The sequence below is a fragment of the Alginatibacterium sediminis genome, assembly GCF_003610775.1.
Lineage (GTDB): Bacteria > Pseudomonadota > Gammaproteobacteria > Enterobacterales > Celerinatantimonadaceae > Alginatibacterium > Alginatibacterium sediminis.
The window spans coordinates 300,547-324,594 of the sequence record NZ_RAQO01000005.1; the positions used below are offsets into that span (position 1 = coordinate 300,547).

At 42.2% G+C, this 24,048-nt stretch carries 19 protein-coding genes and 2 pseudogenes; 16 read left to right on the plus strand and 5 right to left on the minus strand.

Going from position 1 to position 24,048, the window contains the following annotated elements; all coding sequences use genetic code 11:
• The first annotated feature begins 56 nt into the window (after positions 1 to 56).
• The 3 genes from gcvP to DBZ36_RS09760 all read left to right on the plus strand — a co-directional run bounded on the left by gcvP (position 57) and on the right by DBZ36_RS09760 (position 7,185).
• Positions 57 to 2,936, plus strand: coding sequence for an aminomethyl-transferring glycine dehydrogenase (gcvP, locus tag DBZ36_RS09745; protein ID WP_120354755.1), 2,880 nt, complete (start codon positions 57 to 59; stop codon positions 2,934 to 2,936).
• 515 nt (positions 2,937 to 3,451) lie between these two features.
• On the plus strand, positions 3,452 to 6,055 hold the full coding sequence (locus DBZ36_RS09755; RefSeq protein WP_158589066.1) for a TIR domain-containing protein: 2,604 nt from the start codon (positions 3,452 to 3,454) through the stop codon (positions 6,053 to 6,055).
• 140 nt (positions 6,056 to 6,195) lie between these two features.
• Entirely contained in the window at positions 6,196 to 7,185 is a 990-nt protein-coding gene (locus tag DBZ36_RS09760) for a transposase (RefSeq protein WP_120354758.1), read from the plus strand.
• A 169-nt stretch (positions 7,186 to 7,354) separates the two neighbouring features.
• Here the strand turns inward: DBZ36_RS09760 and DBZ36_RS09765 are convergent, their stop codons facing one another.
• Both DBZ36_RS09765 and DBZ36_RS09770 read right to left on the minus strand, forming a co-directional pair.
• Positions 7,355 to 7,528 (minus strand): aspartate-alanine antiporter-like transporter, encoded by a 174-nt coding sequence (locus DBZ36_RS09765; protein WP_267900177.1) that lies wholly within the window; start codon positions 7,526 to 7,528, stop codon positions 7,355 to 7,357.
• A 121-nt stretch (positions 7,529 to 7,649) separates the two neighbouring features.
• Positions 7,650 to 8,909: a hypothetical protein gene (locus tag DBZ36_RS09770; protein ID WP_120354759.1), complete on the minus strand. Its 1,260-nt coding sequence runs from the start codon at positions 8,907 to 8,909 to the stop codon at positions 7,650 to 7,652.
• 294 nt (positions 8,910 to 9,203) lie between these two features.
• Between DBZ36_RS09770 and DBZ36_RS20505 the strand changes: the two genes are divergently transcribed.
• From DBZ36_RS20505 to DBZ36_RS09800, 8 genes and pseudogenes are all read left to right on the plus strand, one after another.
• A complete protein-coding gene (locus DBZ36_RS20505; protein WP_158589067.1) occupies positions 9,204 to 9,374 on the plus strand; it encodes a hypothetical protein in 171 nt (56 codons plus the stop codon).
• Between the two features lie 150 nt (positions 9,375 to 9,524).
• Positions 9,525 to 9,752 (plus strand): annotated as a pseudogene (locus DBZ36_RS09775) (transposase); the annotation flags it as partial.
• Between the two features lie 316 nt (positions 9,753 to 10,068).
• Positions 10,069 to 11,436 (plus strand): serine hydrolase domain-containing protein, encoded by a 1,368-nt coding sequence (locus DBZ36_RS09780; RefSeq protein WP_120354760.1) that lies wholly within the window; start codon positions 10,069 to 10,071, stop codon positions 11,434 to 11,436.
• Positions 11,437 to 11,608: 172 nt separating this feature from the next.
• Positions 11,609 to 11,819, plus strand: a pseudogene (locus tag DBZ36_RS20825) (transposase); the annotation flags it as partial.
• Positions 11,820 to 12,216: 397 nt separating this feature from the next.
• Positions 12,217 to 12,432 carry a hypothetical protein gene (locus DBZ36_RS09790; protein WP_120354761.1) on the plus strand — a complete coding sequence of 72 codons (216 nt, stop codon included), beginning with the start codon at positions 12,217 to 12,219 and terminating at the stop codon, positions 12,430 to 12,432.
• A 474-nt stretch (positions 12,433 to 12,906) separates the two neighbouring features.
• A complete protein-coding gene (gene dmeF, locus DBZ36_RS09795) occupies positions 12,907 to 13,818 on the plus strand; it encodes a CDF family Co(II)/Ni(II) efflux transporter DmeF (RefSeq protein WP_120354762.1) in 912 nt (303 codons plus the stop codon).
• A 194-nt stretch (positions 13,819 to 14,012) separates the two neighbouring features.
• The gene (locus tag DBZ36_RS20510) at positions 14,013 to 14,183 is read left to right on the plus strand and encodes a hypothetical protein (RefSeq protein ID WP_158589067.1); all 171 of its coding nucleotides are present in this window, start codon (positions 14,013 to 14,015) and stop codon (positions 14,181 to 14,183) included.
• A gap of 568 nt (positions 14,184 to 14,751) precedes the next feature.
• On the plus strand, positions 14,752 to 15,747 hold the full coding sequence (locus DBZ36_RS09800; protein ID WP_233558117.1) for an HAD family hydrolase: 996 nt from the start codon (positions 14,752 to 14,754) through the stop codon (positions 15,745 to 15,747).
• A 464-nt stretch (positions 15,748 to 16,211) separates the two neighbouring features.
• Here the strand turns inward: DBZ36_RS09800 and DBZ36_RS09805 are convergent, their stop codons facing one another.
• The gene (locus tag DBZ36_RS09805) at positions 16,212 to 17,195 is read right to left on the minus strand and encodes a hypothetical protein (protein WP_120354764.1); all 984 of its coding nucleotides are present in this window, start codon (positions 17,193 to 17,195) and stop codon (positions 16,212 to 16,214) included.
• 349 nt (positions 17,196 to 17,544) lie between these two features.
• Positions 17,545 to 18,735 (minus strand): helix-turn-helix domain-containing protein, encoded by a 1,191-nt coding sequence (locus tag DBZ36_RS09810; protein WP_120354765.1) that lies wholly within the window; start codon positions 18,733 to 18,735, stop codon positions 17,545 to 17,547.
• A gap of 263 nt (positions 18,736 to 18,998) precedes the next feature.
• On the opposite strand from DBZ36_RS09810, the gene DBZ36_RS09815 reads away from it, so the two are divergent.
• From DBZ36_RS09815 to DBZ36_RS09835, 5 genes are all read left to right on the plus strand, one after another.
• Complete coding sequence (locus DBZ36_RS09815) at positions 18,999 to 19,682, plus strand: DUF4386 family protein (RefSeq protein WP_120354766.1); 684 nt, start codon at positions 18,999 to 19,001, stop codon at positions 19,680 to 19,682.
• A gap of 398 nt (positions 19,683 to 20,080) precedes the next feature.
• Positions 20,081 to 20,521, plus strand: coding sequence for a hypothetical protein (locus DBZ36_RS20515; RefSeq protein ID WP_120354767.1), 441 nt, complete (start codon positions 20,081 to 20,083; stop codon positions 20,519 to 20,521).
• A 302-nt stretch (positions 20,522 to 20,823) separates the two neighbouring features.
• Complete coding sequence (locus tag DBZ36_RS09825) at positions 20,824 to 21,390, plus strand: sigma-70 family RNA polymerase sigma factor (protein ID WP_120354768.1); 567 nt, start codon at positions 20,824 to 20,826, stop codon at positions 21,388 to 21,390.
• Between the two features lie 363 nt (positions 21,391 to 21,753).
• A complete protein-coding gene (locus DBZ36_RS09830; RefSeq protein WP_120354769.1) occupies positions 21,754 to 22,758 on the plus strand; it encodes a permease in 1,005 nt (334 codons plus the stop codon).
• A gap of 9 nt (positions 22,759 to 22,767) precedes the next feature.
• Positions 22,768 to 23,001 carry a thioredoxin family protein gene (locus DBZ36_RS09835; protein ID WP_120354770.1) on the plus strand — a complete coding sequence of 78 codons (234 nt, stop codon included), beginning with the start codon at positions 22,768 to 22,770 and terminating at the stop codon, positions 22,999 to 23,001.
• 140 nt (positions 23,002 to 23,141) lie between these two features.
• Here DBZ36_RS09835 and DBZ36_RS09840 read toward each other — a convergent pair whose 3' ends face one another.
• Entirely contained in the window at positions 23,142 to 24,038 is an 897-nt protein-coding gene (locus tag DBZ36_RS09840; RefSeq protein ID WP_120354771.1) for a LysR family transcriptional regulator, read from the minus strand.
• Between the last annotated feature and the right edge of the window lie 10 nt (positions 24,039 to 24,048).

Consider the following 24,048-nt stretch of genomic DNA (forward strand, 5'->3'; position numbering starts at 1 on the left):
ACAAATGGGGCTGGAATGAATAATTCTGGCCCCTTTTTTATATTAGGATAAATTGCATGAGTTCATTGCCCCTTTCAGACTTGGAACAAAACCAAGACTTCATCCGTCGACATATCGGTCCGACTGCTCCAGAGACGGCGCAAATGCTAGAGCATTTAAACGTGTCGAGCTTAGATGAGCTCATCAATCAAACTGTACCTGAAGATATCCGTCTGCATGCGCCGCTGGCGATTGACGAAAGCTTAAGTGAGCAAGCAGCGCTGGCTAAAATTCGCAAAATTGCCCAGCTCAACAAAGTGAACCGCAGCTACATTGGTATGGGTTATCACAACACCCACGTACCTAACGTTATTTTGCGTAACGTGTTTGAGAATCCCGGCTGGTATACAGCCTATACGCCTTACCAACCCGAGATTGCTCAAGGTCGCCTAGAAGCACTGCTTAATTTCCAACAAATGACTCTAGACTTAACTGGGCTAGAGCTGGCCAGTGCCTCGTTACTTGATGAAGCTACCGCCGCCGCCGAAGCTATGGCTTTAGCTAAGCGCGTGTCTAAAAATCGTAAATCGAATCTCTATTTTGTAGCCAACGATGTGCACCCGCAAACGGTAGACGTGGTGCACGAACGCGCCGACTTCTTTGGCTTTGAAATCGTGCGTGGCGATGCAGCTGAGCTTGAGCAACATAACTGCTTTGGCGCGCTGTTACAGTACCCAGGTACTAGCGGTGAAATTACCGATCTAGCGCCGATTATTGCTGCGGCTCAAGCCAAAAAATCAATTGTGGCGGTATCAGCCGATATCCTGGCCTTGGTGTTACTTAAATCACCTGGCGCTTTAGGGGCAGATGTTGTTCTTGGTAGCGCCCAGCGTTTTGGCGTACCGATGGGCTACGGTGGTCCACATGCTGCGTTTTTCGCAACTCGCGACGCCTACAAGCGCTCGCTGCCGGGTCGTATTATTGGGGTGTCTAAAGACCGCCGTGGTAATAACGCCTTACGTATGGCCCTGCAAACTCGTGAGCAACACATTCGCCGCGAAAAAGCCAACTCCAACATTTGTACCGCGCAAGTTCTGTTGGCCAATATGGCCTCGTTCTACGCGGTATTTCATGGCCCTACCGGCCTTAAAACCATTGCTAATCGTGTGCATCGACTCACTAAAATACTGGCATTGGGTTTAAAACAGCACGCTATTAAACTGCGCCATGAACACTACTTCGACACCCTGTGTGTTGAGCTAAATAACAGCGACGAGGTCAACCAACGCGCTTTAGCGCTTGGCATGAACCTACGTACCGATTTCGATGGCGCGCTAGGTGTGAGTCTTGATGAAACCACCACCATTGGCGATGTCTGCGAGCTACTCGCAGTATTTGTGGGGCCTGATAACGAGATTGATGCCCAAGAGCTGGATTTGTTGGCTACCGAACAGGTTGCAATCCCAAGTCAATTGGAGCGCGATACCCCAATTCTTGAGCACGAAGTGTTTAATCGCTATAGCAGTGAAACCGATGTGCTGCGTTATATCAAACGCTTAGAGAGCAAAGATCTCGCTTTGAATCATTCTATGATTTCATTAGGTTCATGCACCATGAAACTCAATGCTACCGCAGAGATGATCCCAGTTTCTTGGCCCGAGTTTGGCAGCATGCATCCGTTTTGCCCTAGCGACCAAGCCCAAGGTTACAAGCAGCTTATCGACCAACTTGAAGACTGGCTGGTGGAAGTAACCGGCTATGATTCTATTTGCATGCAACCTAACTCAGGTGCGCAAGGTGAATACGCAGGCTTACTTGCGATTCAAAAATACCATGCTAGCCGCGGCGATCATCACCGTAATATTTGTTTGATCCCAAGTTCAGCTCACGGAACCAACCCTGCTTCGGCGCAAATGGCCGGACTTAAAGTAGTGGTGACCGCGTGTGACGAGCATGGCAATGTCGACATGGTCGATTTGCGTAATAAAGCTGAAGAATTAGCAGACTCGTTATCGTGCATCATGATTACCTATCCATCGACCCATGGTGTCTACGAAGAAACCATTCGTGAAATCTGCGACTTAGTGCATGAGCACGGCGGCCAAGTGTACATGGATGGCGCCAATATGAACGCGCAAGTGGGCTTAACCTCACCGGGCTTTATTGGCTCAGACGTCAGTCACTTAAACTTACATAAAACCTTCGCTATTCCGCATGGCGGCGGCGGCCCCGGTATGGGCCCCATTGGTGTGAAATCGCATCTTGCTCCGTTTGTTGCCGGTCACAGTGTGATTAGTAATGGTAAGCAAAGTGCATCCAACCCGGCTGTATCAGCCGCGCCATACGGCAGCGCATCCATTTTGCCGATTAGTTGGATGTATCTAGCCATGTTAGGCCGAGAGGGCGCTAAAAACGCCTCTGAGTACGCGATTTTGAATGCCAACTACCTAGCGAAGCGCTTAAGTGGTCACTTCCCAATCTTGTACACCGGTAAAAACGGCCGCGTAGCCCATGAGTGTATTATCGACATGCGCCCGCTCAAAGAAGCAACCGGCATCACCGAAATGGATGTTGCTAAGCGCCTGAACGATTACGGCTTCCACGCCCCAACCATGAGCTTCCCAGTTGCGGGCACCTTAATGGTTGAGCCAACTGAGTCTGAGTCAAAACGTGAAATTGACAGATTTATTGATGCGATGATCAGCATTCGCCAAGAGATCGCCAAAGTCGAAAGCGGCGAGTGGACCCTAGAAGACAACCCACTGGTATTTGCACCGCATGTGTTGGACGATTTAACCGACGCCAATTGGGAGCATAGCTACAGCCGCGAGCTAGCCGTATTCCCAAGCGATGCAGTGCGAAGCAATAAGTTCTGGCCAACAGTTAGCCGTATTGATGATGTGTTTGGGGACAGGAATTTATTCTGCGCGTGCTTGCCGATGGAAGCGTATGAATAAGGGTTTGTACTGTTGAGGATCATTAATTAAGTTGGTTAACGATTTAATGAAGATGGTTATCTTAATGAAGTTAGTTAATTTCTAAAGTTAAGTATAAAAAAAGCGAACCGAATGGTTCGCTTTTTTGTTTAAGATATGTTGTTGCGTATATAGATTTTCAGGCAAACGTATTAAGAAATAGATAAATGCTTAGATATTGCGAAATCTAGTCGTAAATTTGTAGCTAATTTCTGCCCAGAAAGGTGGTTTGGGCGTCGAGCTCACTCATTAGTGCCCCAAAGCTTTTTAGCTTTTCTGTATCTTGCCCTAAATCAAGGGAACACAAATTGTCAACTTTAGGTGATTCTTGTATGAGTAGTGAATCGCCCCCGACAAACCTAGAGTGGTTCATAGTATATGTTATGGCCGATGATAAACTGTTCCTATTCCACTTGTACTTTGCACCTTTCTGCAGCAAAATCATCTGGTAACGGAGTCTTTTGGCTCTTAATCGCTCATGCACTAAGGATGTTGAAGTGAGTAAAATCAAGCTATTCATCAGCTATGCCCACGAAAATGAAAATCACAAAGACACCTTCGTGAAGTTTTTAGCCACATTTAAAAATAATGGGCTAATCTCGGAATGGAATGATAGGAAATTGTTAGCTGGCTCCAAGTTGAATGATGAGATTATCGGGAATCTAGAAGAGGCGGATGCGGTTTGTTTGCTAATTACTCAAGATTTTCTTAATTCATACTATTGCGTTCAAGAGGAGTTAAAACGAGCCTTGGACAAGGCAAATTCCGGAACAGGGAAGGTTTTTCCAATTATTGTTGACCATTGCATGTGGCTTGAAACAGAAATCAAAGATTTTACTTGTGTCCCAAAAGACGGTCAACCAATAACAGAATATGAAAACGAAAATAAAGGGTGGTTCGAGGTAGCAAATCAGCTTAAATCATTTTTGAGCAAGATTTCAGAAGAAAAAGTCATTAATCCAGCAATTATTACTGAAGAAATCATTTCAAAAAATGATATAGCTCTTACTGATGACTTTAAGGAGTACTTGAGCAGCACACAAGTAAACTTTCAACATACCCATAAAGAGTTTCTTACTTTAGAAGATACGTTTGTTCACCCAGACTTGAAAAAATCTACACCGGATATATCCAAGTACGAAGTCACTAAAAAATCAAAGTATTTATGTACTTTTGATGATATTCCCGCCCTGACCCTTCTGGTAGGAGAGGAGCAAGTCGGCAAAACCTCTTTGGCCAAAACCATCTACAGTTCAATAATAAAGGCCGATCATTTCCCTGTCCTACTAAATGGCAAGGACATATCTTCTTCTCAACCTGAGCGGTATATTTCTAAAAAGCTAGGCACTCAATATCTAAACCTTGACTATGACAGCTATATGGCAATTGAAAAATCAAAGGTGTTGATATTAGATAACTTACATGAGGTGAGGCTAAATACTAAAGCAATAGCCAAGCTGTTAGAAAATCTTGAATCCATTTTTGACCGCATCATACTTATTTCCGAGGATTCGATTCAATACAAAGAAGAAGTGCTCTCGTTGTTTGATAGATATGATGTATTGGAAATCCTACCCTTTGGCCATGAAAGAAGAGACGAACTACTTCGTACTTGGTACTCTATCGGTAGAAGTGAGCAAATCGAAAATTGTGACTTAGTAGAATTGGTGGACACTGCAACGATGCAGTTGAATTCGATCATCCGCAAGAATATTGTTCCACCTAAGCCGATCTTCATCATCATGATTTTGCAAGCATTGGAATCAGCTCAATCACAAGATTACAGTTTAACTTCTCATGGCTTTTGTTATCAGATGTTAATTCAAGAAAACCTAAGAAAAGCAAAGATAAAGACTGACCAGATTGACAAGTACATCAACTACCTAACTCAGCTCGCTTATTATATCTACAAAACTAAAGAGCTAAAGCTATCCGATGAGGCATTTTTACAGTTTAAGGAAGAGTATAGTCAACGGTTTATCTTAGACTCTCATGAAGACCTTATTGAGAAGTTGGTATTGGCTAAGCTAATTAAAGTCACTCAGACTGGAATTTCAATTAAGTATAAGTATATCTTCTACTTTTATGTAGCAAAGTACATGTCTGACCATGATGCGGCTCTCGACTTTGTAGAGGAACTTTGCAGTAAGCTCCACACCGAACAGCACTCGAACATCCTAATTTTTATTACACACCACACAAGAAACAACAAAGTCATTGATAAAATTATCCAACATACGCTGGGAGTATTTCCAAAGGAGGAAGAAGCTAAGCTTGATAGAGTCGATACTGAGTTTTTGAAGGATTTTATCAGTGAGATTCCTAAGCTTGTAATAAAGCAAAGGAACAATGTTCATGAAGCAAGAAAGGGAGATTTGATTCAAAAAGATCTAAACCAAAGTAAACTGGAAAAGGTCGAATACGATCATGAAGAGGCCCTGTCTTTATCTGAGACATTGAGAGATGTAACTAGGTCGGTTCGTAGCGTTGAAATCATTGGTCAGATTATAAAAAACAGGCATGCTTCTATTGAACAGGAGCAGCTAAAGCAGCTTGGCAAGCAAGCTATTAATGTTGGTTTAAGATTTTTGGGTTTTTACTTAAAGTCCACACGAAATATTCAAGGAGAGCTCATTGAGATAATTCATACACTTATAGAGCAGAAATCGACGTTATCTAATGCCGAGATCGCAGAGATGAGCAAAAAGACATTTATTCATCTTATTTATACTATTTCCTTGAATGTTATTCGGAAGATTAGTACTTCCATCGGCCATCGGGAACTAATTGGGCTGTTTAACTCTATCTGCGTTGATGCCGAGACCCCAGCCTACAGTTTGGTGAATGCAAATATACAGCTAGAGTTCAAATCGAACAAAAGTGACATTCCGAAGAAAGAAATCGAGCAGGCGATCAAAGTAGTAAAAGGCTCTTTCTTAGCGGACCATCTATTGAAACGATCTGTTCTTGAATTCCAGTACATCAATTACATTTCATACAAAGACAAATCTTGGATTTCTGAAAAGCTAGACATTCCGCTAGAGATCCAAGACAAATACTCGGGAAGTAAGAGGACAAAGCTTGTTTCCAAAGAAAAATAGTCCAGTAGTTGATGTGCATGCAAATAACAAGACACCCACGATAGCGTTCGCTTGTACAATTAACAAGACACCCATATTAGTGGCACTCTCGGAAAGATGGTCTAGTCTTAAGTGACTAGTTAATCAATAAGGGTTCTGTGATGCCAAAGGCACGTAAGGAGCAGGTTAGTTTATCGGATACCCCGTATTACCACTGTATTTCGCGCTGTGTGCGTCGTGCTTTCTTGTGTGGTGAAGACGTTGTAAGTGGGCGTAGTTTTGAACATCGTCGCCAGTGGGTTGAGGATTATCTGCTTAAACTCGCTGGTATTTTCTCCATAGATGTCTGCGCTTATGCGGTAATGAGTAACCACACCCATTTGGTATTGCATGTGGATCAACAACAAGCCCTCAGTTGGTCAATGGACGAAGTTCTACAACGTTGGCACAGCCTACACAAAGGCACCTTACTGGCGCAACGCTATCTCAATCCAGAGTTGCGCTCTGAGCTAGACGCCGTGCAGCTGCAGGCTGTGAGTGATACTGCCGAAATCTATCGCCAACGCTTGTACGATTTAAGTTGGTTTATGCGTCATCTCAACGAACACATAGCCCGTGAAGCCAACAAAGAAGACCAATGTACTGGGCGATTTTGGGAAGGTCGGTTTAAATCCCAAGCCTTACTTGATGAAGCTGCGCTGGCTGCTTGTATGGCATACGTAGATTTAAACCCAATCCGCGCAAAGATAGCAGACAAACCAGAAACCTCAGCCCACACCAGCGTAAAAATACGAATAAAACAGGCTAACCAAGCAAAGCAGCCTACAGCTTTATATCCGTTTGTAGGAAACCCCCGCAGCAACATGCCCAATGGCCTACCATTTGAGCTCAAAGATTACCTAGCACTTGTAGATTTAACCGGCAGGTCTATCCGCAAGGATAAGTGTGGTTTTATCAGCGCTAGCGACAGCCCTATTTTGGAGCGCTTAAACATCGACCAAAGTAGCTGGTTAGCACTTACTACTGGCTTAGAACAGCAATTCGGTGGGGTTGTGGGCAGTAGCGCCAGCATGGTGCTTTACAAAAGTGAGCATAATCAACAACGCCTGCATGGCATGGGCGCCGCCAAGCGGCTACTAAACAGCGCTTAACCTTCTCTAACAACAAGCAACTCGCAGCTCTACCTAGTTAAAGTCGATTTACTGTGGCTGAAATACAGCAAAAATGGCCAAATTCTGGAAGAGTGACGATTTCCTAGTCCAAGTCTGAGGTCTTCATGGTCTAAAAGGACGATTGTTCTTGCGGTAGTGCTGTACTAACTTATGATGGCTGCCCTGTTATCCTTGTTTTCATTGCTGGGGTGCTGTTACTGGCTCCTGCACAAGCGCCAGCTAAAATTGCAGGGTTCATTCTGCGGAAGACTAAACCATATATCCAAGCAAGTAATGGTGGTAATAACGCAGCCATTAGACCTAAGCCTGCTATTTTGATCACAACAGAACTTTTGATGGCTGTCTTCTTATCGTTTGATACTCAGCACAAGTCAAAGTTAGCAAGGAATTGCTAACTCATTTATGTCCAGAGAGGTTCACAAACTTTAAAGCTCACCTAAATCTCAGATGAACGGCAAATACTGAATAAAACTTCCAATCGCAGTCACGTACCATCCGGTCAATGTTCCTACACTTGGATACCAGAGAAATATAAAATAGACGCATAAGATGTGCATTGGAATAAAACGGAACAGAAACAATACTTTAGAATCATTCATTTCCTTGCTTGCACTCAGATATGGGTATCTTACGGACCATATTATCAACACCAAATACAAGATTGTTGCACCCAATTGAAACATACCGTTTGAAAGCCAGTTCTCCGCATTTGCGAGTAACCGTGCATGACTGTAACCACTAAGATAACCTACAAAGCCAAGTGTCCAGAATAAGACATAAATTGTAAAAATGACAATCATCGGAAAGAACTGAAACACATCATCTTCTCTAATTAAGATAGTGGCGAATTTAACGATATACCAAGTAAGTAGTATATTTAGTGCCAATATATAAATCGTGCTTACCTTGATAGGATGAGTACTTCCATCAGCAGCCGTCCATAAAAATCCTGATGCATCCCCACCACCTTGAGTTGTGTAGGATAGAGAAAAGAACCACATGCAAAGTAAAGTCCAAAGCACCATGATTAATATAGTTCGATACTTTCTTTTTTCTGCTCCGATCAAGTAAGCACGAACAATAAGTGAGGAGTTTACCAAAGGTACAAACATACAAAAGAATAAAAGAACAGACCAAACAGTGCCAACGATCATCATCAATAGCGGGCTGTCAAATCTAAAAACCGTATTGTAATCCGCAACCATAAAACCGCCATAAATTGAAAGCGGAATAGCGAGCATCATGGATTTACTACCCATGACTTTCGTGCGTTTTGAAATGATTTCGCAAGCTCGAGCCAGATCATTAGAACGATTCTTGATAATATAGACCGCTGCCGGTAGAAAGCTTAAAGTATATACAAGAGGCGTTTTTGCAAGCAGCAATAGAGGCCCTTGAAGCAAGAAGTAAACCCCCGCTATAAATGCTATGGTAACAGCTAATAACACGAAGCTGGCAAAATCACCCATGCCCGCGCTAGTTTCTTCAACAAACCCATTAACGCGCGTGCCTGATGGGGTGCGACCTTTCACGTAATAGGTGGTTGTTCGGCCTCCCGGCATTTCATGAACAGCATCCGCTGAAACGCCAAGCACCTTTGCTATAGGTAATAGCACATTCAAAAAAGGCACGACCTTCATAAGATTTGCAATATTGCTGATCCGACTTTTATTCAGCAGCGTTGACCATAACTCTCTAATCATATTCAATAATTTCCCTTTAGTGACCTAGATAAACGGTTGGCATCATAACAAATCTTAAGCGCGACTTTCATTGCTATTTGCACCTCACCTCTGACTATCGGACTATCGCTTTGCTCACTTGTAGAGGATAATTAAAATGCTTACTCAACGCTATTTTGATCAGTAAATTGGTAACTCGTATATGGCGCATTATTGGTTATAGTCAATGCTCGTGACCGTTCCAAAAGTTGTTTTTTGACTGATCCAATCTAATGGCTCAACTATAAAATTTGAAGTGCCATATAGGCGATTTATTTGGGAAGCAATTCACAAGACACTCTGGATTGCTTTCCAAATGGCCTACCATTTGAGCGCAAAGATTACCTAGCACCTGTCGATTTAACCGGTAGTGCGACCCGACACAATCAGCGCGGCTACTTCAGCGCTAGCCACATCACTATTTTGAAGCGCTTAAACATCAACTAAAGCAGTTGGTTAGCACTTACTACTAGCTTAGAAAAGCAATTCGGTGAGGTTGTAGGAAGTAGCATAAAAATAACAAGACACCCACGATATTGGCACTCATCGAATGATGGTCTAGGCTTAAGTGACCATTTAATCAATAAGAGTTCTGTGATGCCAAGGCCACGTAAGGAGCAAGTGAGTTTATCGGACACCCCGTATTACCATTGTATTTCGCGCTGTGTGCGTCGTGCTTTCTTGTGTGGTGAAGACGTTGTAAGTGGGCACAGTTTTAAACATCGTCGGCAATGGGTTGAGGATTATCTGCTTAAACTCGCTGGTATTTTCTCCATAGATGTCTGCGCTTATGCGGTAATGAGTAACCACACACATTTGGTGTTGCAAGCTTATTATGGCTGTCTTGTTATTTCCCCTGTTAAGTGACTCAAAAATGCCTAGCAAAGTCTGGGAAGTCCATATTTAATTCATTACAGAGCAAACTCAAAATGTTCCTCTGATTACCTTGAAACTGTCTTTTACCTATATAAATGCTATAGATGCACACTAAAGATATACGATGATTACGTCCATCTCAGAAGAGTTATTGATAAGCAAGGTCTCCAATATACTTTCGTTAAATCAAGACACGATTTATTTGTAGGTTTATCTGAAGAGAGGCCCACATAACTATCTTTAACTCAAAAAATGGAAACAAATCATGAATAAAATGAAGTACCTTGCTTTGCTCGTTATGGGACCGACACTTGCTTTTGGGGGCCAGGAAAGCCATGTGAAAAATGAAAACATGACAAAAACAGATGTTCACGAGGAAATATACATTAGTAAAATAACCGATGTAACTACTCCGATATCAAAGGCGAAGGAGTCATTTCCGCTTAATTTTACTCAAGATGTAAGCAAAAAATTTAGTACCCCCAATTGGCAGTCGGCAGGGGACCACGGTGTTTTTGTAAATTTGAATATTCCAAAATTCATCAATGTAGATATCGCTATGCCCACCCATGATATTCGGAATCTGAAACGAGCGATTAATCCCGATTTAAAAGAAATCACATTTACTCAGGAAGATGGCTCAGAAACCCCCAAACTAGAAGAATACTTGGGGAATGACTACAACAGAGTACAAGCTATAATTATGGCCCATAAAGGAAAGGTTGTGTTCGAAGCATACCCTGGTATGAACCCAAGCGATTTTCATGTCTGGATGTCTGCATCTAAAACCACGGTTGGAACCTTGTGTGTATTGCTAGAAAGTGAAGGCAAAATGGATCTTGATAAATCGATTCCATTCTATGCGCCAGAGTTAAAAGGAACCGCATGGGACAAGGTATCCGTTAAAAATGCACTAAATATGGCCTCAGGTTTAGATCTTGAAGAAACAACGGCTGCTTTTTCTGATCCAAATAGTTGGATTGAGAAATTCTTCGCTTCTCTATTCTCTCAAAAAGAAGGTGGCCAATGGTTAGACGTCTTAAAAAATGTGCAAGCTATAGACGGTGAAGAACCAGGAGAACGATTCCGTTATTCTACGGCGATTACTCAAGCTTTAACGATGGCCATTGAAGGTGCCACTGGCCAAACATATAAAGACGTATTCAACGAAAAAGTCTGGTCCAAGCTAGGTGTTCAAAATCAGTTTATGGTTGGTCTAACATCTGATGGTACAGCTGTAGGTGGCGGTTTGGTAAACACAACCATCGAAGATGCATTAAAATACGCGATGATGTTCACACCGAGCTGGAATGTGGTTTCAGAGCAAAGAGTCATCACTCCAAAAGTATTGGAACGAATTCGCACCCTTGGTGATCCGGCTGCTTATGTAGGTTCTGAAGAAGAAGCTTACAGTCTTGAGTGGACAGGGGAAAAGGCTGAACGAAATTCGGCTCAATGGGACCACATTTGGGCTGACGGAGGTATGTTTAAACATGGTAATATGCATCAGGGTATTTATACCGACCCTGAAAGAGATTTTGCAGCGTTTGTCTTTTCAACTTCCCCTAACGAGCGTTCCGACAAAATGCCTGGATATATGCGAGCGGTAGCTAAAAAAGTTGCAGGGAAATAGACAGAATAATCTCCAAAGAGCATTGATAGCAGCGGATCGATTAACTATCGCAATAGGAATTATTACAACGACCTTCTGTGTTGTTCATCAATTAACAAGACACTCATAATAGTGGTGTTCACGGAAAGATGGTCTAGTCTTAAGTGATTAGTTAATCAATAAGGTTTTTGTGATGCCAAGACCACGTAAGGAGCAGGTTAGGTTATCGGATACCCCTTATTACCACTGTATTTCGCGTTGTGTGCGGCGGGCTTTCTTGTGTGGTGGAGAGGCGGTAACAGGCCAAAATTTTTGAACATCGACGCCAGTGGGTTGAGGAATACCTAATTAAACTCGCTGGCATCTTCTCGATAGGTGTCTGCGCCTATTCAGTGATAAGTAACTAACTTATTATGGCTATCTTGTTATGTTTATGACGCAAACCCGTGTGCATAATGGAGCACAGCCCTGCTTATTTTTTGATACAATCTATGGGCTGAATTATCAATGGCTATTCTAAATTTGGAATATATAAAGCCATGAGCAACACAATTCATTATCTAATCCTATGTTTTTCCGGAGACTCTAATGCCGATGCAATGGAGCTCAAGGCCAAAAAGCCAGAGCATTTAACACAGCGGCTTTTAAAGATTGGATGCATCAGCTAAGTCACTAAGGTACGCTGTTTTGAGGTCGCTTCTAAAATGATAAGAAACTAGGACGTCCTTTAGTGATTATGGATGAATTTTCGCAATTTGATTCTTCTCGCAACCCGACATCTTTAGCTAAAGGAATCTAAAAATGATGCTCCAACTATTTGCTAAGTTCACACAAGCCACCAGCTACACAGAACTCTTACTTAAGCTCGCCGTTATTGCCGCTATTGCTGTATGCGCGACTCTCGTGGTACCAGAGCAATTTCATATCATCATCTACGCATGTGCCTTATACCCTTTTTTGATAATGCGCAGAAAGTTCAACCAACATATCTTAAGCTCGAAAGAGAAACAGGACTAGAATGAAGGTAAATTTCATTCACGACTTCAAGCAATACGCTTAGGCATTTCCCTGACTCATCATTGACGCCAACTCGACCTTCAACTGAAATAATTAGACACCTACGATAGCGTTCGTTTGATCGATCAAGTGTGCGGTCGTTGTGGTCTATAAAAAATAATTTTTAAGTGAGCGGCGAGTAATGTTTGTTTTGGCTGTCTTGATATTGGCCCTGACTGCAATCGCCCAGCCCAGCTAGAAAAATTTGTTTAAAAATGATGACACTGCCTGATCACCCGGCCAAATGAACTTTCTTTGCAAACCGTCAACCATGAAATCAAGGCATATAATTGTCTCCGGTATTTTAAACCTCTAGTAAAAGTTAACACTTTATTGATCTAAAACATTCCGAGTTGCTTCGTGTCAGTATAAATGCAAGTGAGAACTGTTACTATTTACTGGCAACATTTACTAGCAGGGATAGTTGGAAATATCATGAGTCACCATCATCATGCCGTATTTGATATCAGCGGCCGGCCACACCAGCACGATTTTTCTCATCATACTAGTCAAGGAGAACAACGAACTTTAATCGTTTTGGTTCTGACTGCTATCACTATGGTTATAGAAATAATCGCAGGAACCTGGTTTGGGTCCATGGCCTTGCTCGCAGATGGTTGGCACATGGGGACGCATGTTGCCGCCTTTGCTATAACCATCTTCGCCTACCGTTATGCTCGTAAGCACGTCAATAATCCTAAGTTCAGCTTTGGTACTGGAAAGGTCAGTTCGCTTGGCGGTTTTGCCAGCGCGGTAGCTCTAGCCGTGGTCGCGCTGGTAATGGTTATTGAATCCATCTCCCGATTCTTTGAGCCACAAGCGATTGCGTTCAATCAGGCGATATTGGTTGCCATAATCGGCCTTGTTGTAAATTTAGTGAGCGCATGGATCTTGAAGGATGAGCATCACCATGGTCACGAGCATGTACATTCTCATCACGACCACAATTTACATGCGGCTTATATGCATGTTTTAGCTGATGCCTTAACTTCGTTACTCGCCATCGTTGCATTGCTTGCTGGCAAATATGCCGGCTTAAATTGGCTTGATCCTGTAATGGGAATTGTGGGCGCATTGGTCATAAGCAAATGGGCATGGGGATTGATTTCTTTGACCAGCAATCACCTGCTCGATCAACAGTGCCAGACGACGGAGCAAAGTGTACGTAAGGCTTTAGAAGGTCAGGATACAGAGATAACTGATTTACATGTTTGGCACCTTGGGGAGGAATCCCTTGGAGTTGTTATCTCACTGCGCAGTATAGAGCCACGCCCTCTGATAGAGTATAAGCAACAGTTACAGAACATTCCTAGATTAAAGCATGTGAGTATTGAGGTTTATTCCTAAATGAGAGCTATATTTGCCGCGTCAACTTATAGACAAATGCTTACTCAACGCTATTTTGATCAGTAAATTGGTAACTCGTATATGGCGCATTATTGGTTAGAATCAATGCTCGTGACCGTTCCCAAAGTTGTTTTTTGACTTATCCAATCTAATGGCCCAACTATAAAATTTGAAGTGCCATATAGGCGATTTATTTGGGAAGCAATTCACAAGACACTCTTGATTGCTTTCCAAATGGCCTACCATTTGAGCGCAAAGATTACCTAGCACCTGTCGATTTAACCGGTAGTGCGACCCGACACAATCAGCGCGGCTACTTCAGCGCTAGCCACATCACTATTTTGAAGCGCTTAAATATCAACTAAAGCAGTTGGTTAGCACTTACTACTAGCTTAGAACATCAATTCGGTGAGGTTGTAGGAAGTAGCATCGGCATCCTGCTTTACAAAAGTGAGCATCAACAGTAACGCCTGCATGGTAAAGGCGCAGCCAAACGCCTACTTAACAGTGCATAGTCTTCACAAGCCCAAATGGTCACCTTGCACTATCTCGAATGGGGATCTCTAACTGTGGCTTTTATTCAGACAAAGTGGTTATTGTAGCTATAAGCAATGTTTTAACGATCAAGCGTGCGGTCGTTGTGGCCAAAAAAAAAGTTTTTTAAGGTGTGCAAGAAGTGACATTTATCATGGCTATCTTGCTAATCTGAATATGTGGGCGTGACTTAACGAAAACTTGATCTAATATTTAAATTACCTACAACCCGACAGCCACTAGGTAGGATTAGATAAGATTTGTGTTTGTTGACATTGAATAGATTAAACAACGGAGTGTTTGCCAACTATATTGAATTTCCAAGAAATTATGAGGGGATTGGCTAGCTATGGGAGTTAGCTGGTCTGAGAACAGTAATCATAGAGGAGTAAAATGACAATGAAACGAACACTACTTGCAGTATTCGCTCTGGGTTTTGTCCTAGTCTTTGGTAACTTGGCGATAGCTGAGACCATTGATTCGCTTCCATCCTGGAATGATGGCAAGTCCAAGCAGTCAATTATTGAGTTCGTGGCGAAGGTAACAGAGAAAGGATCGCCCGACTTTGTTCCGCTTGAAGAGCGCATTGCTGTTTTCGACAACGACGGTACGTTGTGGGCTGAACAGCCGATGTATTTTCAATTATTTTTTGCGCTCGACCGTGTCAAGGAGCTCGCACCACAGCATCCTGAATGGGAGGGTAAGGAGCCCTTCGCCTCATTACTCAAGGGCGATGTTAAAAGTGCTCTTGCTGGCGGCGAAAAATCGATTCTCGAAATCGTAATGGCTACCCATGCCGGTATGACCACCACAGAATTCGAGCAGAACGTGAAAGACTGGATCGCCACTGCGAAGCACCCAACAACTAAACGCCCGTATACTGAGATGGTCTACCAGCCGATGCTAGAATTGCTCACCTACCTGCGTGCTAATGATTTCAAGACATTCATAGTTTCTGGCGGTGGCATCGAGTTTATGCGCCCGTGGGCAGAGGAAGTCTATGGGATCCCACCCGAGCAGGTGGTCGGCAGCAGTATTAAGACAAAGTTCGAGATGAAAAATGGTGAGCCGGTTCTCGTGCGTCAACCCGAACTCAACTTCATCGACGACAAAGCTGGCAAGCCGGTGGGCATCAATCAGCACATAGGTCGTCGCCCTATCGCAGCCTTCGGTAATTCTGACGGAGACCTGGAGATGCTGCAATGGTCCACAGCTGGGAAAGGTTCGCGGTTCGCGCTCTACGTCCATCACACCGATTCTATACGCGAATGGGCTTATGACCGAAAATCCAGCATTGGTCGCCTCGACAAAGGCCTCGACGAAGCACAGGCGAATGGTTGGACGATTGTTGACATGAAGCTGGATTGGAAGGTCATTTACCCGTACGAGAAATGATAATAATAGGTGGGTATTGCTAAGGCCAGCTAATCGGATAGCCGCTGGTATCTAATCGCCAGCCCCCTGCATGCGGCTCCGCACAGGGGGATTCACTTAGAATGGTGAAATTTAACCAATCATTCTAAGTGAAAACAGTTCTTGGGATGCTAGTTAAACGGCAATAACAATGCACCCATACCAATGCATACCAAGGGTGCCCCCGAAATAGTCGTCTAGCATTAAAGCCTTGCTTCATCTCTGAGCATGATGATCGTTGTGTATTAAAGCGAGTGCAGTGATTTGAATGTTCATATTCTTTTATAATGGGTGTCTCGTTATCATTTATAGTTATCAATAGCGAAGTTGAGAACAAGCAGTGAAAAACAAGATACTTGATAGAGATTACTAGCAAACAGTTATACCTAATGGACTTAGCAAGCATAACTGTCTGCGACAAGGTAAGAGAAGACTGAATCAACGAATTATTTTACTTGGTACCTCAGTAAAACTTGATTATCCAGTACGACATTAGTTGACCAAATAAAACTCGCACCAGCACCGCTGAATTTTTCAATGAAATTCATGTAGGCTTTTTTGTTATTGACACCAATTTCATCTTCCGAATATAACGTCGCTTGCGGCCAAGAGCTTGAATTAAATTCCTTAGCCATCCAATTGCTTGGTGTTTCCCAATGTGCTGCGTAAGCTTTCTCGCCATGATCGGTACCCTCTATAGTACATGTCTCAGATAGGCGTTTGCTTTCAACTTCGGTCAGACAGGTTAGATCGTATATAGGCGCGGTATAGAATGTTTGAGCTTGCCAGTCTGAACCTGTCACAGTCCCATCACTAAAGCTTGCAATAAAGCCTCCGTCCCCAGGGTGATATTCCTTTCCACGGTTATCTTCAGTACCCAAACCTAAGTTTTCTTCCCAATCAATGACTTTTACTGCAATCGTATAAGGCTTTTTAACTTTAAACTTCACGATACTGGAGTTAAATGGTGTGAACGGTACTGTGTCTACCGCTACAAGAGTGCCATTGATGTATAACTCAAAGTAATTATCAGCAAAGATATAGCCTGTGATTTCTTCACCGTCAGAATCAACCTCAGCGACAGGTACAGAGGCTTCATCTACCTTAGCAAGGCTTTGGGGCGTGATGTTTGCACATTCTTCGTATAAGTCGATAGCTTTTGGTGCAGTCGCAAAATGGTTTTCAGCTGGAACCGTCCAAATTTGCCCTTCTGAATCTTTAATCTCACCGATGCCAGCAATTCGGCTACGACCGTTTTCGCACTCAAACAGATTTGATTCCAACGTTTGAGCAACACCTTGCGTAATACTTGCTGAACCACGGTAATCGCTGATAATACTATCGGAAGCCATGCCAGGTGATGGTGAGAACCCCATAGTCAGTAAAATAACAGATGAAATGCTGATGACTTGATTTTTTGCAATTCTCATCGCAAGAATATCCATTAAGGAAAAGATGGCTTAAGTGTAGTTGTAAGATGAGGTGGGGGAAAATTTGAACTCTATTTTTCGTACAATTTACGTACTGTAGCCCTTGTTATATTCAATCTGTAAGCCGGTTAACTCATTTTTGCCAATTACGGGTTAAATAATAAATCGAGTGTCGCCTAGGTGTGGGGAAACGCCCTCATGATCCTGAGCATCAGTTGAACGAAACTAGGCAGAGGGTCTTAAAACGAACAAAAGTGATCATTGACCAAGCACTTATTAATGCCAGTTTTGCTATAAAAATGATAATACTGAAACAGCAGCGAAGTTATCAGAGACATTATTATTGTGTTTACTCTGCGTTCAAGCTTGTTTGAGCATAGTGCGACTTGCGAAACTCAGTAGGAGTTTTACCGGTTTCCTTTTTAAACACTTTATAAAAAGATGAACGCGCATTAAAACCAACTTCCATGGCGATGTTTAACACGGTGTCTTCATTTGCGATTATTTTGGGTTTAGCCGTTTCGACTCGCCATTTATTTACAAAATCGAAAAAGTTTGTTCCCATGGTTTCATTTAATGTTTGGGATATATAGTTCGGGGAGATAGCAAGGTGCTGTGCAAGCTTATGCAATGATAAACTTGGGTCCAAATGCAGCTGCTCAAGTTCCATTGTCGCGTTAATTTTGTCTGCAATACGCTGGGCTTGGTTTTTTCTAAGAGCAGAACGGTCATATTTTTTATCTATTACTGAATCAGGGTTTATAGGCTCAGATATATCAGATGTTTTATTTATATATCGTCCTTCAAATCCAGGTTTTTGTCTCAATCCCCAATAGGCTAAAGTCCAAACTAGGATCAGCAATAGTAGGTAACCAATCCTATAACCAAACAATGGGTAGTCTTGTAGTAATGTTGACATTAAGCTTGCAAAGGAAAGAAACCAAGTTCCTGCGATGATAATTAATACCCAGCTCAACCAACCTAATTCTCGTTGTTCATTACTTGCGAATAAGTCCTTTAGTTGCTTCCTATATTTAGATAGACGAATAACTATCCGAATAACATAGTAAGTCGATTGCGCAGCCCAAAGTAGCATTACCAGAAACATGCTTACAACTACGACAAGAGGAAATCCGCTACTAATATCCGCTTCAGCGCTAAAAATAGTCTGACGCATATCCGGCGGTAAACTAACTATTAAGCCCGAAACAACTAGGCCCAAGACGAAGGGGATGAGCTGGATAGTGTGTTTAGCTTGCATGCGCCACGGTGTCTCTGAAGTGAGTCCTTCTACATACAACCAAAATGCAGGGCCAAGAAGAAGCCAGGTCGGAAATATTGAAGCGATGTAAATCGTGTCCCATTCAGGAAATAGTAAAAATACCGGGGGACCTAAGGTGATAACAGCGTTAGCAACAAAGAAAATCGCTAGCGGTAAATAGGTTTGGGTATGAAATGCACGTAATAGGAATTGAGGCAGACAAAAGCCGATTTGTCCAAGTGTTATCATTGCAATCACAAGCACAACAAGATCTTCCAAGATCACTTCCTCTTATTATAACTGTTTGTACGTGTGGGAAAACAAAATAAGTGTACTGTCTCTTGTTCGATTAAAACACAAAAAAGTGTCCGCCCTTATAGTCTCGGACGACTTAAGCGCCCATAACAGCGAGAATTTGACTCTGTCCTTGGATAGCTATAGCGGCAGGGCAAAAAAAAATAGTGACACTCGGATAACAGAAAAGACAGATTTTGGCGCCCTTCTGAGCATCAAAGCCTCACATAATATAAGGAAATAACATCGTGAATAGTCTTCAAAAATTAGGTGGAATCGCAGCACTGCTTGAGGGTGCTATATACATATCCGCATTCGTATTTTTTGGTGCATTCTGGAGTTACCCCGCAGATGCTGACTCAATACAACAGTTTCTTTTTCTAGCTGAAAATCAGATTATCTTGTCTGTTGTATATTTCACTATGTATGTACTATTTGGAATGCTTTTGGCTATATTAATTTTGGCACTTCATGAGCGCTTGAAGGTCAACTCTCCAATCCTTTCACAATTAGCTTCAATCTTTGGAGTTATTTGGGTGGGCATGGTGATTGCTAGTGGGATGATTTCAAATATAGGTTTAGCTGCATCTATAGAACTATCAGTCAAGGAGCCAGAACAAGCGATGACAATCTGGCGGACTATTAACTATGTAGTTGAAGGCATAGGGGGTGGAAATGAAATTGTTGGAGGTTTATGGGTTCTACTGTTAAGTGTTGCAGCTTTAAAAGGAAAACAATTTAGCACTGCGCTTATCTACCTTGGAATGTTTGTTGGCATTGTTGGTGTTTTAACTATTTATCCTGCTGAAGTGCTCACTGAAATATTTGGTGTAAGTCAAATCGTTTGGTTTGTTTGGCTGGGAGTATTTATGCTCAATAATGGAAAAATTAAAAGCAACAAGTCACCGATAGTTGTCTCTGGTCGCGAATGATATTCTGCTCGATTTAAATGTATGTAGGTGTCGTCTTTAAATAGAATCATATTGCTAAATAGCAAGACTGCCGAAATTGTATTTTTTTGGCAGACTTGCAGCTTTACTTATCTTTGGATGGCTGTTCGTGGTCGCAATTCTGTCTAGATAGTTAATTTGACAGAAGTAATAAGTTTACCTTAGTTAGATCACACTGATAATAATTGTGGTTTATTCGTTGTGCTTTAACAAGCATTTAGTTTCGTCGTACTATGAACGTAACTGTCTAAGCAAAATTTGAAAGTGACACATTTTTATTCGAGGGACATGGCATCATATATTTTCGAGCTTTAATCTATCTGATTATTACCTATTCATTATTTATCAGTTTTACATTTGTTCCTTACATTGCAAGTGAGTTGATTAAGGGCTTTATATATGTATTTGTAATCCCTGTTGAGATAGTTGTTTTAGTCTTGTTACTCAATAATTTTAGAAAAAGAAAGCTAGATGGCATTATGCTCTTGGTTTACTTTCTCTTTATGATGTTCCTCACTTGGTTTAGCTTTAATATTATGGCATGGCCGACATATTGGTTTGCAGCTAACAATGAGACTCTATATGTACATGGAGTTGGGTATCATTCAGATAAAGTTGGTAATGAAACCTATAAGATGTATTTTTCTAGAAAAGATGATGCTAGTCGCTATAGCGTACCTATCCGAAGCAACTTATATGGCATGTATCGTGAAAAGTGCCAATTTACAGGGTTTCCTGTTGATTCTAAGGGGTGGTGGGCTGGGAATGTTGTTCTCGAAAAGCGGATAATTCAGTCGATTTCTGAATATTGTATAGAGTAAGCATAACAAGATTTTTATCTGGGTTAACTATAGCGCGTTGACACTTATAGACCAAAACCAACAATATAGTATTTATTTTGGCCGCTTAGATATCGCCATTTTCGGGCATTACGAGTGTTAAAAATTCTGCAGAGGCCACACAACTAATTAGTATGTATCGCGACTAAATACCAAAGCTGACCCTGTTCTATGTAGTAAGAGCGAGCTTCATCATCAGCAAAAGAGTCAGAGTTACTTTCTGTTGTCTAAACTTAAGTAAGTCGATTGGGTTAAGGGCGCACTAAGAATGAGATGTCAGCATTATGCGTAAATACAATCCATCAACACCATCCTCAGCAGTGCCATGTCTAATGGAGACCTGGCATCTTTCTGAATCTGAGCTCTACCATTGGCTACTTAAACATACCAATGATCCGCAGCTAAGCTTTGATTTGCTACAAGACACCTTTTTAAAAGCCTTGCAGCAAGAACAGGATTTTTGTGACATTTTGAACCAGCGTGCGTGGTTGTATAGAGTTACACGCAACTTGCTTGTCGATAGGCAGCGTAAAGCGAACCAAGAGCAAAATTTGCCTTTATTGGATTATGAGCCCTTATGGGTGGAGCAAGAGGTATATGCCATCGATAGTTTGGCACAGTGCATTCCCAAAGCCTTGAACAAACTTAGCCCAAGTGAGAGTCAGATTATTCAGCAATGTGATTTGCAAGGGATGAGCCAGCAGAGTTTTGCCAGCGAACATGGCCTGACTATAGTTGCAACAAAATCACGAATTCAACGTGCAAGGAAAAAGCTTAAAACCATACTGCAAAAGCAATGTCATATACAGTTTGATGAGCAACAGCGCGTTTGTTGTTTCTTTAAGGAATAGGCCATTTCCTACGACCGCAACCAAATGATAATCAAGAACGGCCGAACTTAGTTCAGATAACACTATGGTGATGTCGCTTGTCTATAAAATATTATAGATAAAGCGCATGGTGAATAGCTTTCATTTTTGTACACCTTAGGTATCGAAGAACAGCGTGCATAGCCATCAACAATTGCCACTACAGGTGTTTCATAAGGTCATAAATCGCCAATTAGACCGTCTGACTTTTGCTTTGCCTAAAATTTGGTTCTAGCTCTTTTAACCAACTCAAGAGTCATTTAAATATTGAATATTCTGCATCCTTTTTATCTCTGCTTCGTCTTCACTATAGAGGGGACAATAAAATAGTTTTGAGGGGCTGAAATGTTTGAGGTTTTTACGCATCTTGCCGACTGGATGACCTACCAGCTATTCGATATGCCGCAAGGCGGTAAGCTGGCTGATGCCACTCATTTTTTTATTGAAGACAGCAGTAAAATTTTGGTGCTATTAGTGGTCATGATTTACGTCATTGCCCTGTTTCGAGCGTCACTTAATGTTGAAAAAGTTCGTCATTATTTGGCCGGAAAACGGCGTATCTTTGGATACGTTTCGGGCAGTTTTTTCGGAGCAATTACGCCGTTTTGTTCATGTTCTAGCATTCCTGTTTTCCTTGGTTTCACAACTGCTGGTATCCCGGTGGGTATTACCATGGCCTTTCTAATTACTTCCCCATTGATCAACGAAATTGCAGTACTACTGTTGTTTAGCTTACTAGGCTGGAAGTTCACGCTTATGTATGTGGTGGTTGGCATGCTTATAGGGATATTTAGCGGTTGGTTGCTCGATCGAATAGGAGCACATCGCTGGCTACAACCATTTGCTGCTAAAGCGATGCATAAGGCCCAGACTCAGCAGAGCAGTTATGAAAACAACCACACCAATAACGACCCGTCCGTAATAACAATGTCTTATCGTCATCAATTTGCTAAACAAGAAATGATAAGTATTGTTGGCCGAGTGTGGAAATGGGTGTTTATTGGGGTAGGGATTGGCGCAGGATTACATGGTTTTGTACCCGACGGATGGATTGAAACTCATTTAGGGGCAGGGCAGTGGTGGTCAGTACCCGCATCCGTACTGATTGGTATCCCTCTTTACTCTAACGCAACAGGCGTGATTCCGATTATGGAAAGTTTGCTCAAAAATGGTTTACCTATCGGCACGACCCTGGCCTTTTGCATGAGTACTGTTGCAGCGAGCATTCCAGAGTTTGTAATGCTAAAACAAGTAATGCAATGGAAGTTGTTGGGGATACTCTTTGGTCTATTACTGAGCGCATTTACGGTAATGGGTTGGATATTTAATTTACCATTCTGGCAATTTTAGGAAATAAACATGAAAGTATTTAAAGTCTTAGGTTCTGGTTGCGCAAACTGTGTTAACACAGCCAAGTTAATTGAAACCATCGCTGCAGAGCAAGATCTTGAAGTTTCGGTTGAAAAGGTGACTGACCTTGAAACGATTATGAACTACGGTGTTATGTCTACACCTGGAGTGGTTATGGATGAACAAGTAGTGCACGCAGGAGGGATCCCTAAACCTGAAAAAGTACTAACGTGGCTGAGTTAGCTTTCAGGACTTTACTAACGGTAAATCAGCGGGCAATATTTCATGGCTGTCTTATCTAAATGGAATCATACAACTAAATAACAAGGCAACCCTCTTTATAAAGGCAGTCTTGTTACTCCTTTAGCGTAAACTTCCCTAGATTAAGCGTCTCCGACTCGAATATCTGAACTCCAAGATTGAGCAACAAAATCAATAAATTGACGGATAATGGGTAACTGGTAACTACGAGATAGGTAAACAGCCCATAACGCACTGCTGGGCACGATAAAATCACGCAGGATTGGTTGTAGTTTCCCACTATTAATTAATGGATTGGCTAAGTCGCAAGGAAGACTAACGATACCCTTTGCGTGCTGTGCTGCATTGGCTAATACGGCAACATCATTTGCTTTTATGGTTCCCTTAATCTCAACAGATTTGTATTGATTATCTTTAACAAACGTCCAAGAAGTAGTCTCTAAGTGTCTAAAGCAGTTGTGTTCTTTAAGATCATCAAGCGTGCTCGGCTCACCATACTTCGCTAAATACTCGGCAGAAGCACATACCACATGCTCGATCTCCATTAGTTTTCGGGCGATCAAACTATCGTCAGGTTGATCAGTATAACGAAGTGCAATGTCTATTCTTTCGTCTACCAGATGCGCAAAATGATCTGAAGCAAATAGCTCAACTGTTGTATTTGGGTGCAAGTCAGTAAACTGCTCAACGACCTCCAATAACATGTTCTGAGTTAGCCCTATCGGAGCTGCAATACGAATAATGCCTGAAAGTTGGTCGGTTTGATTTAATGCCGTGAGTTCTAGCTCTGCGGTTTCATGTAGTATTTTCTCACAACGTTTCAGCGCATCCTCTCCGGCTGTCGTCAAGCTTACTTTGCGCGTTGTACGATGCAATAAGCGTTGCTTCAACCAAGCTTCAATCTCTTGGACGTGGCGTGATACTTGGAGCCGACTAAACCCCAGATGCTCCGCAGCTTGGGTAAAGCTGGCACTATTGGCCACCTCTACAAAACTCCGCATCGCAGTTAATTTGTCCATCCCACGTTCC

What these genes read in the sequence shown, in the direction of transcription:
- gcvP (WP_120354755.1), top strand. Translation starts at nt 57, where the DNA reads ATGAGTTCATTGCCCCTTTCAGACTTGGAACAAAACCAAGACTTCATC.
- DBZ36_RS09760 (WP_120354758.1), top strand. Translation starts at nt 6,196, where the DNA reads ATGCCAAAGGCACGTAAGGAGCAGGTTAGTTTATCGGATACCCCGTAT.
- DBZ36_RS09770 (WP_120354759.1), bottom strand. Translation starts at nt 8,909, where the DNA reads ATGATTAGAGAGTTATGGTCAACGCTGCTGAATAAAAGTCGGATCAGC.
- DBZ36_RS09780 (WP_120354760.1), top strand. Translation starts at nt 10,069, where the DNA reads ATGAATAAAATGAAGTACCTTGCTTTGCTCGTTATGGGACCGACACTT.
- DBZ36_RS09790 (WP_120354761.1), top strand. Translation starts at nt 12,217, where the DNA reads ATGATGCTCCAACTATTTGCTAAGTTCACACAAGCCACCAGCTACACA.
- dmeF (WP_120354762.1), top strand. Translation starts at nt 12,907, where the DNA reads ATGAGTCACCATCATCATGCCGTATTTGATATCAGCGGCCGGCCACAC.
- DBZ36_RS09800 (WP_233558117.1), top strand. Translation starts at nt 14,752, where the DNA reads ATGAAACGAACACTACTTGCAGTATTCGCTCTGGGTTTTGTCCTAGTC.
- DBZ36_RS09805 (WP_120354764.1), bottom strand. Translation starts at nt 17,195, where the DNA reads ATGAGAATTGCAAAAAATCAAGTCATCAGCATTTCATCTGTTATTTTA.
- DBZ36_RS09825 (WP_120354768.1), top strand. Translation starts at nt 20,824, where the DNA reads ATGCGTAAATACAATCCATCAACACCATCCTCAGCAGTGCCATGTCTA.
- DBZ36_RS09830 (WP_120354769.1), top strand. Translation starts at nt 21,754, where the DNA reads ATGTTTGAGGTTTTTACGCATCTTGCCGACTGGATGACCTACCAGCTA.
- DBZ36_RS09835 (WP_120354770.1), top strand. Translation starts at nt 22,768, where the DNA reads ATGAAAGTATTTAAAGTCTTAGGTTCTGGTTGCGCAAACTGTGTTAAC.
- DBZ36_RS09840 (WP_120354771.1), bottom strand. Translation starts at nt 24,038, where the DNA reads ATGGACAAATTAACTGCGATGCGGAGTTTTGTAGAGGTGGCCAATAGT.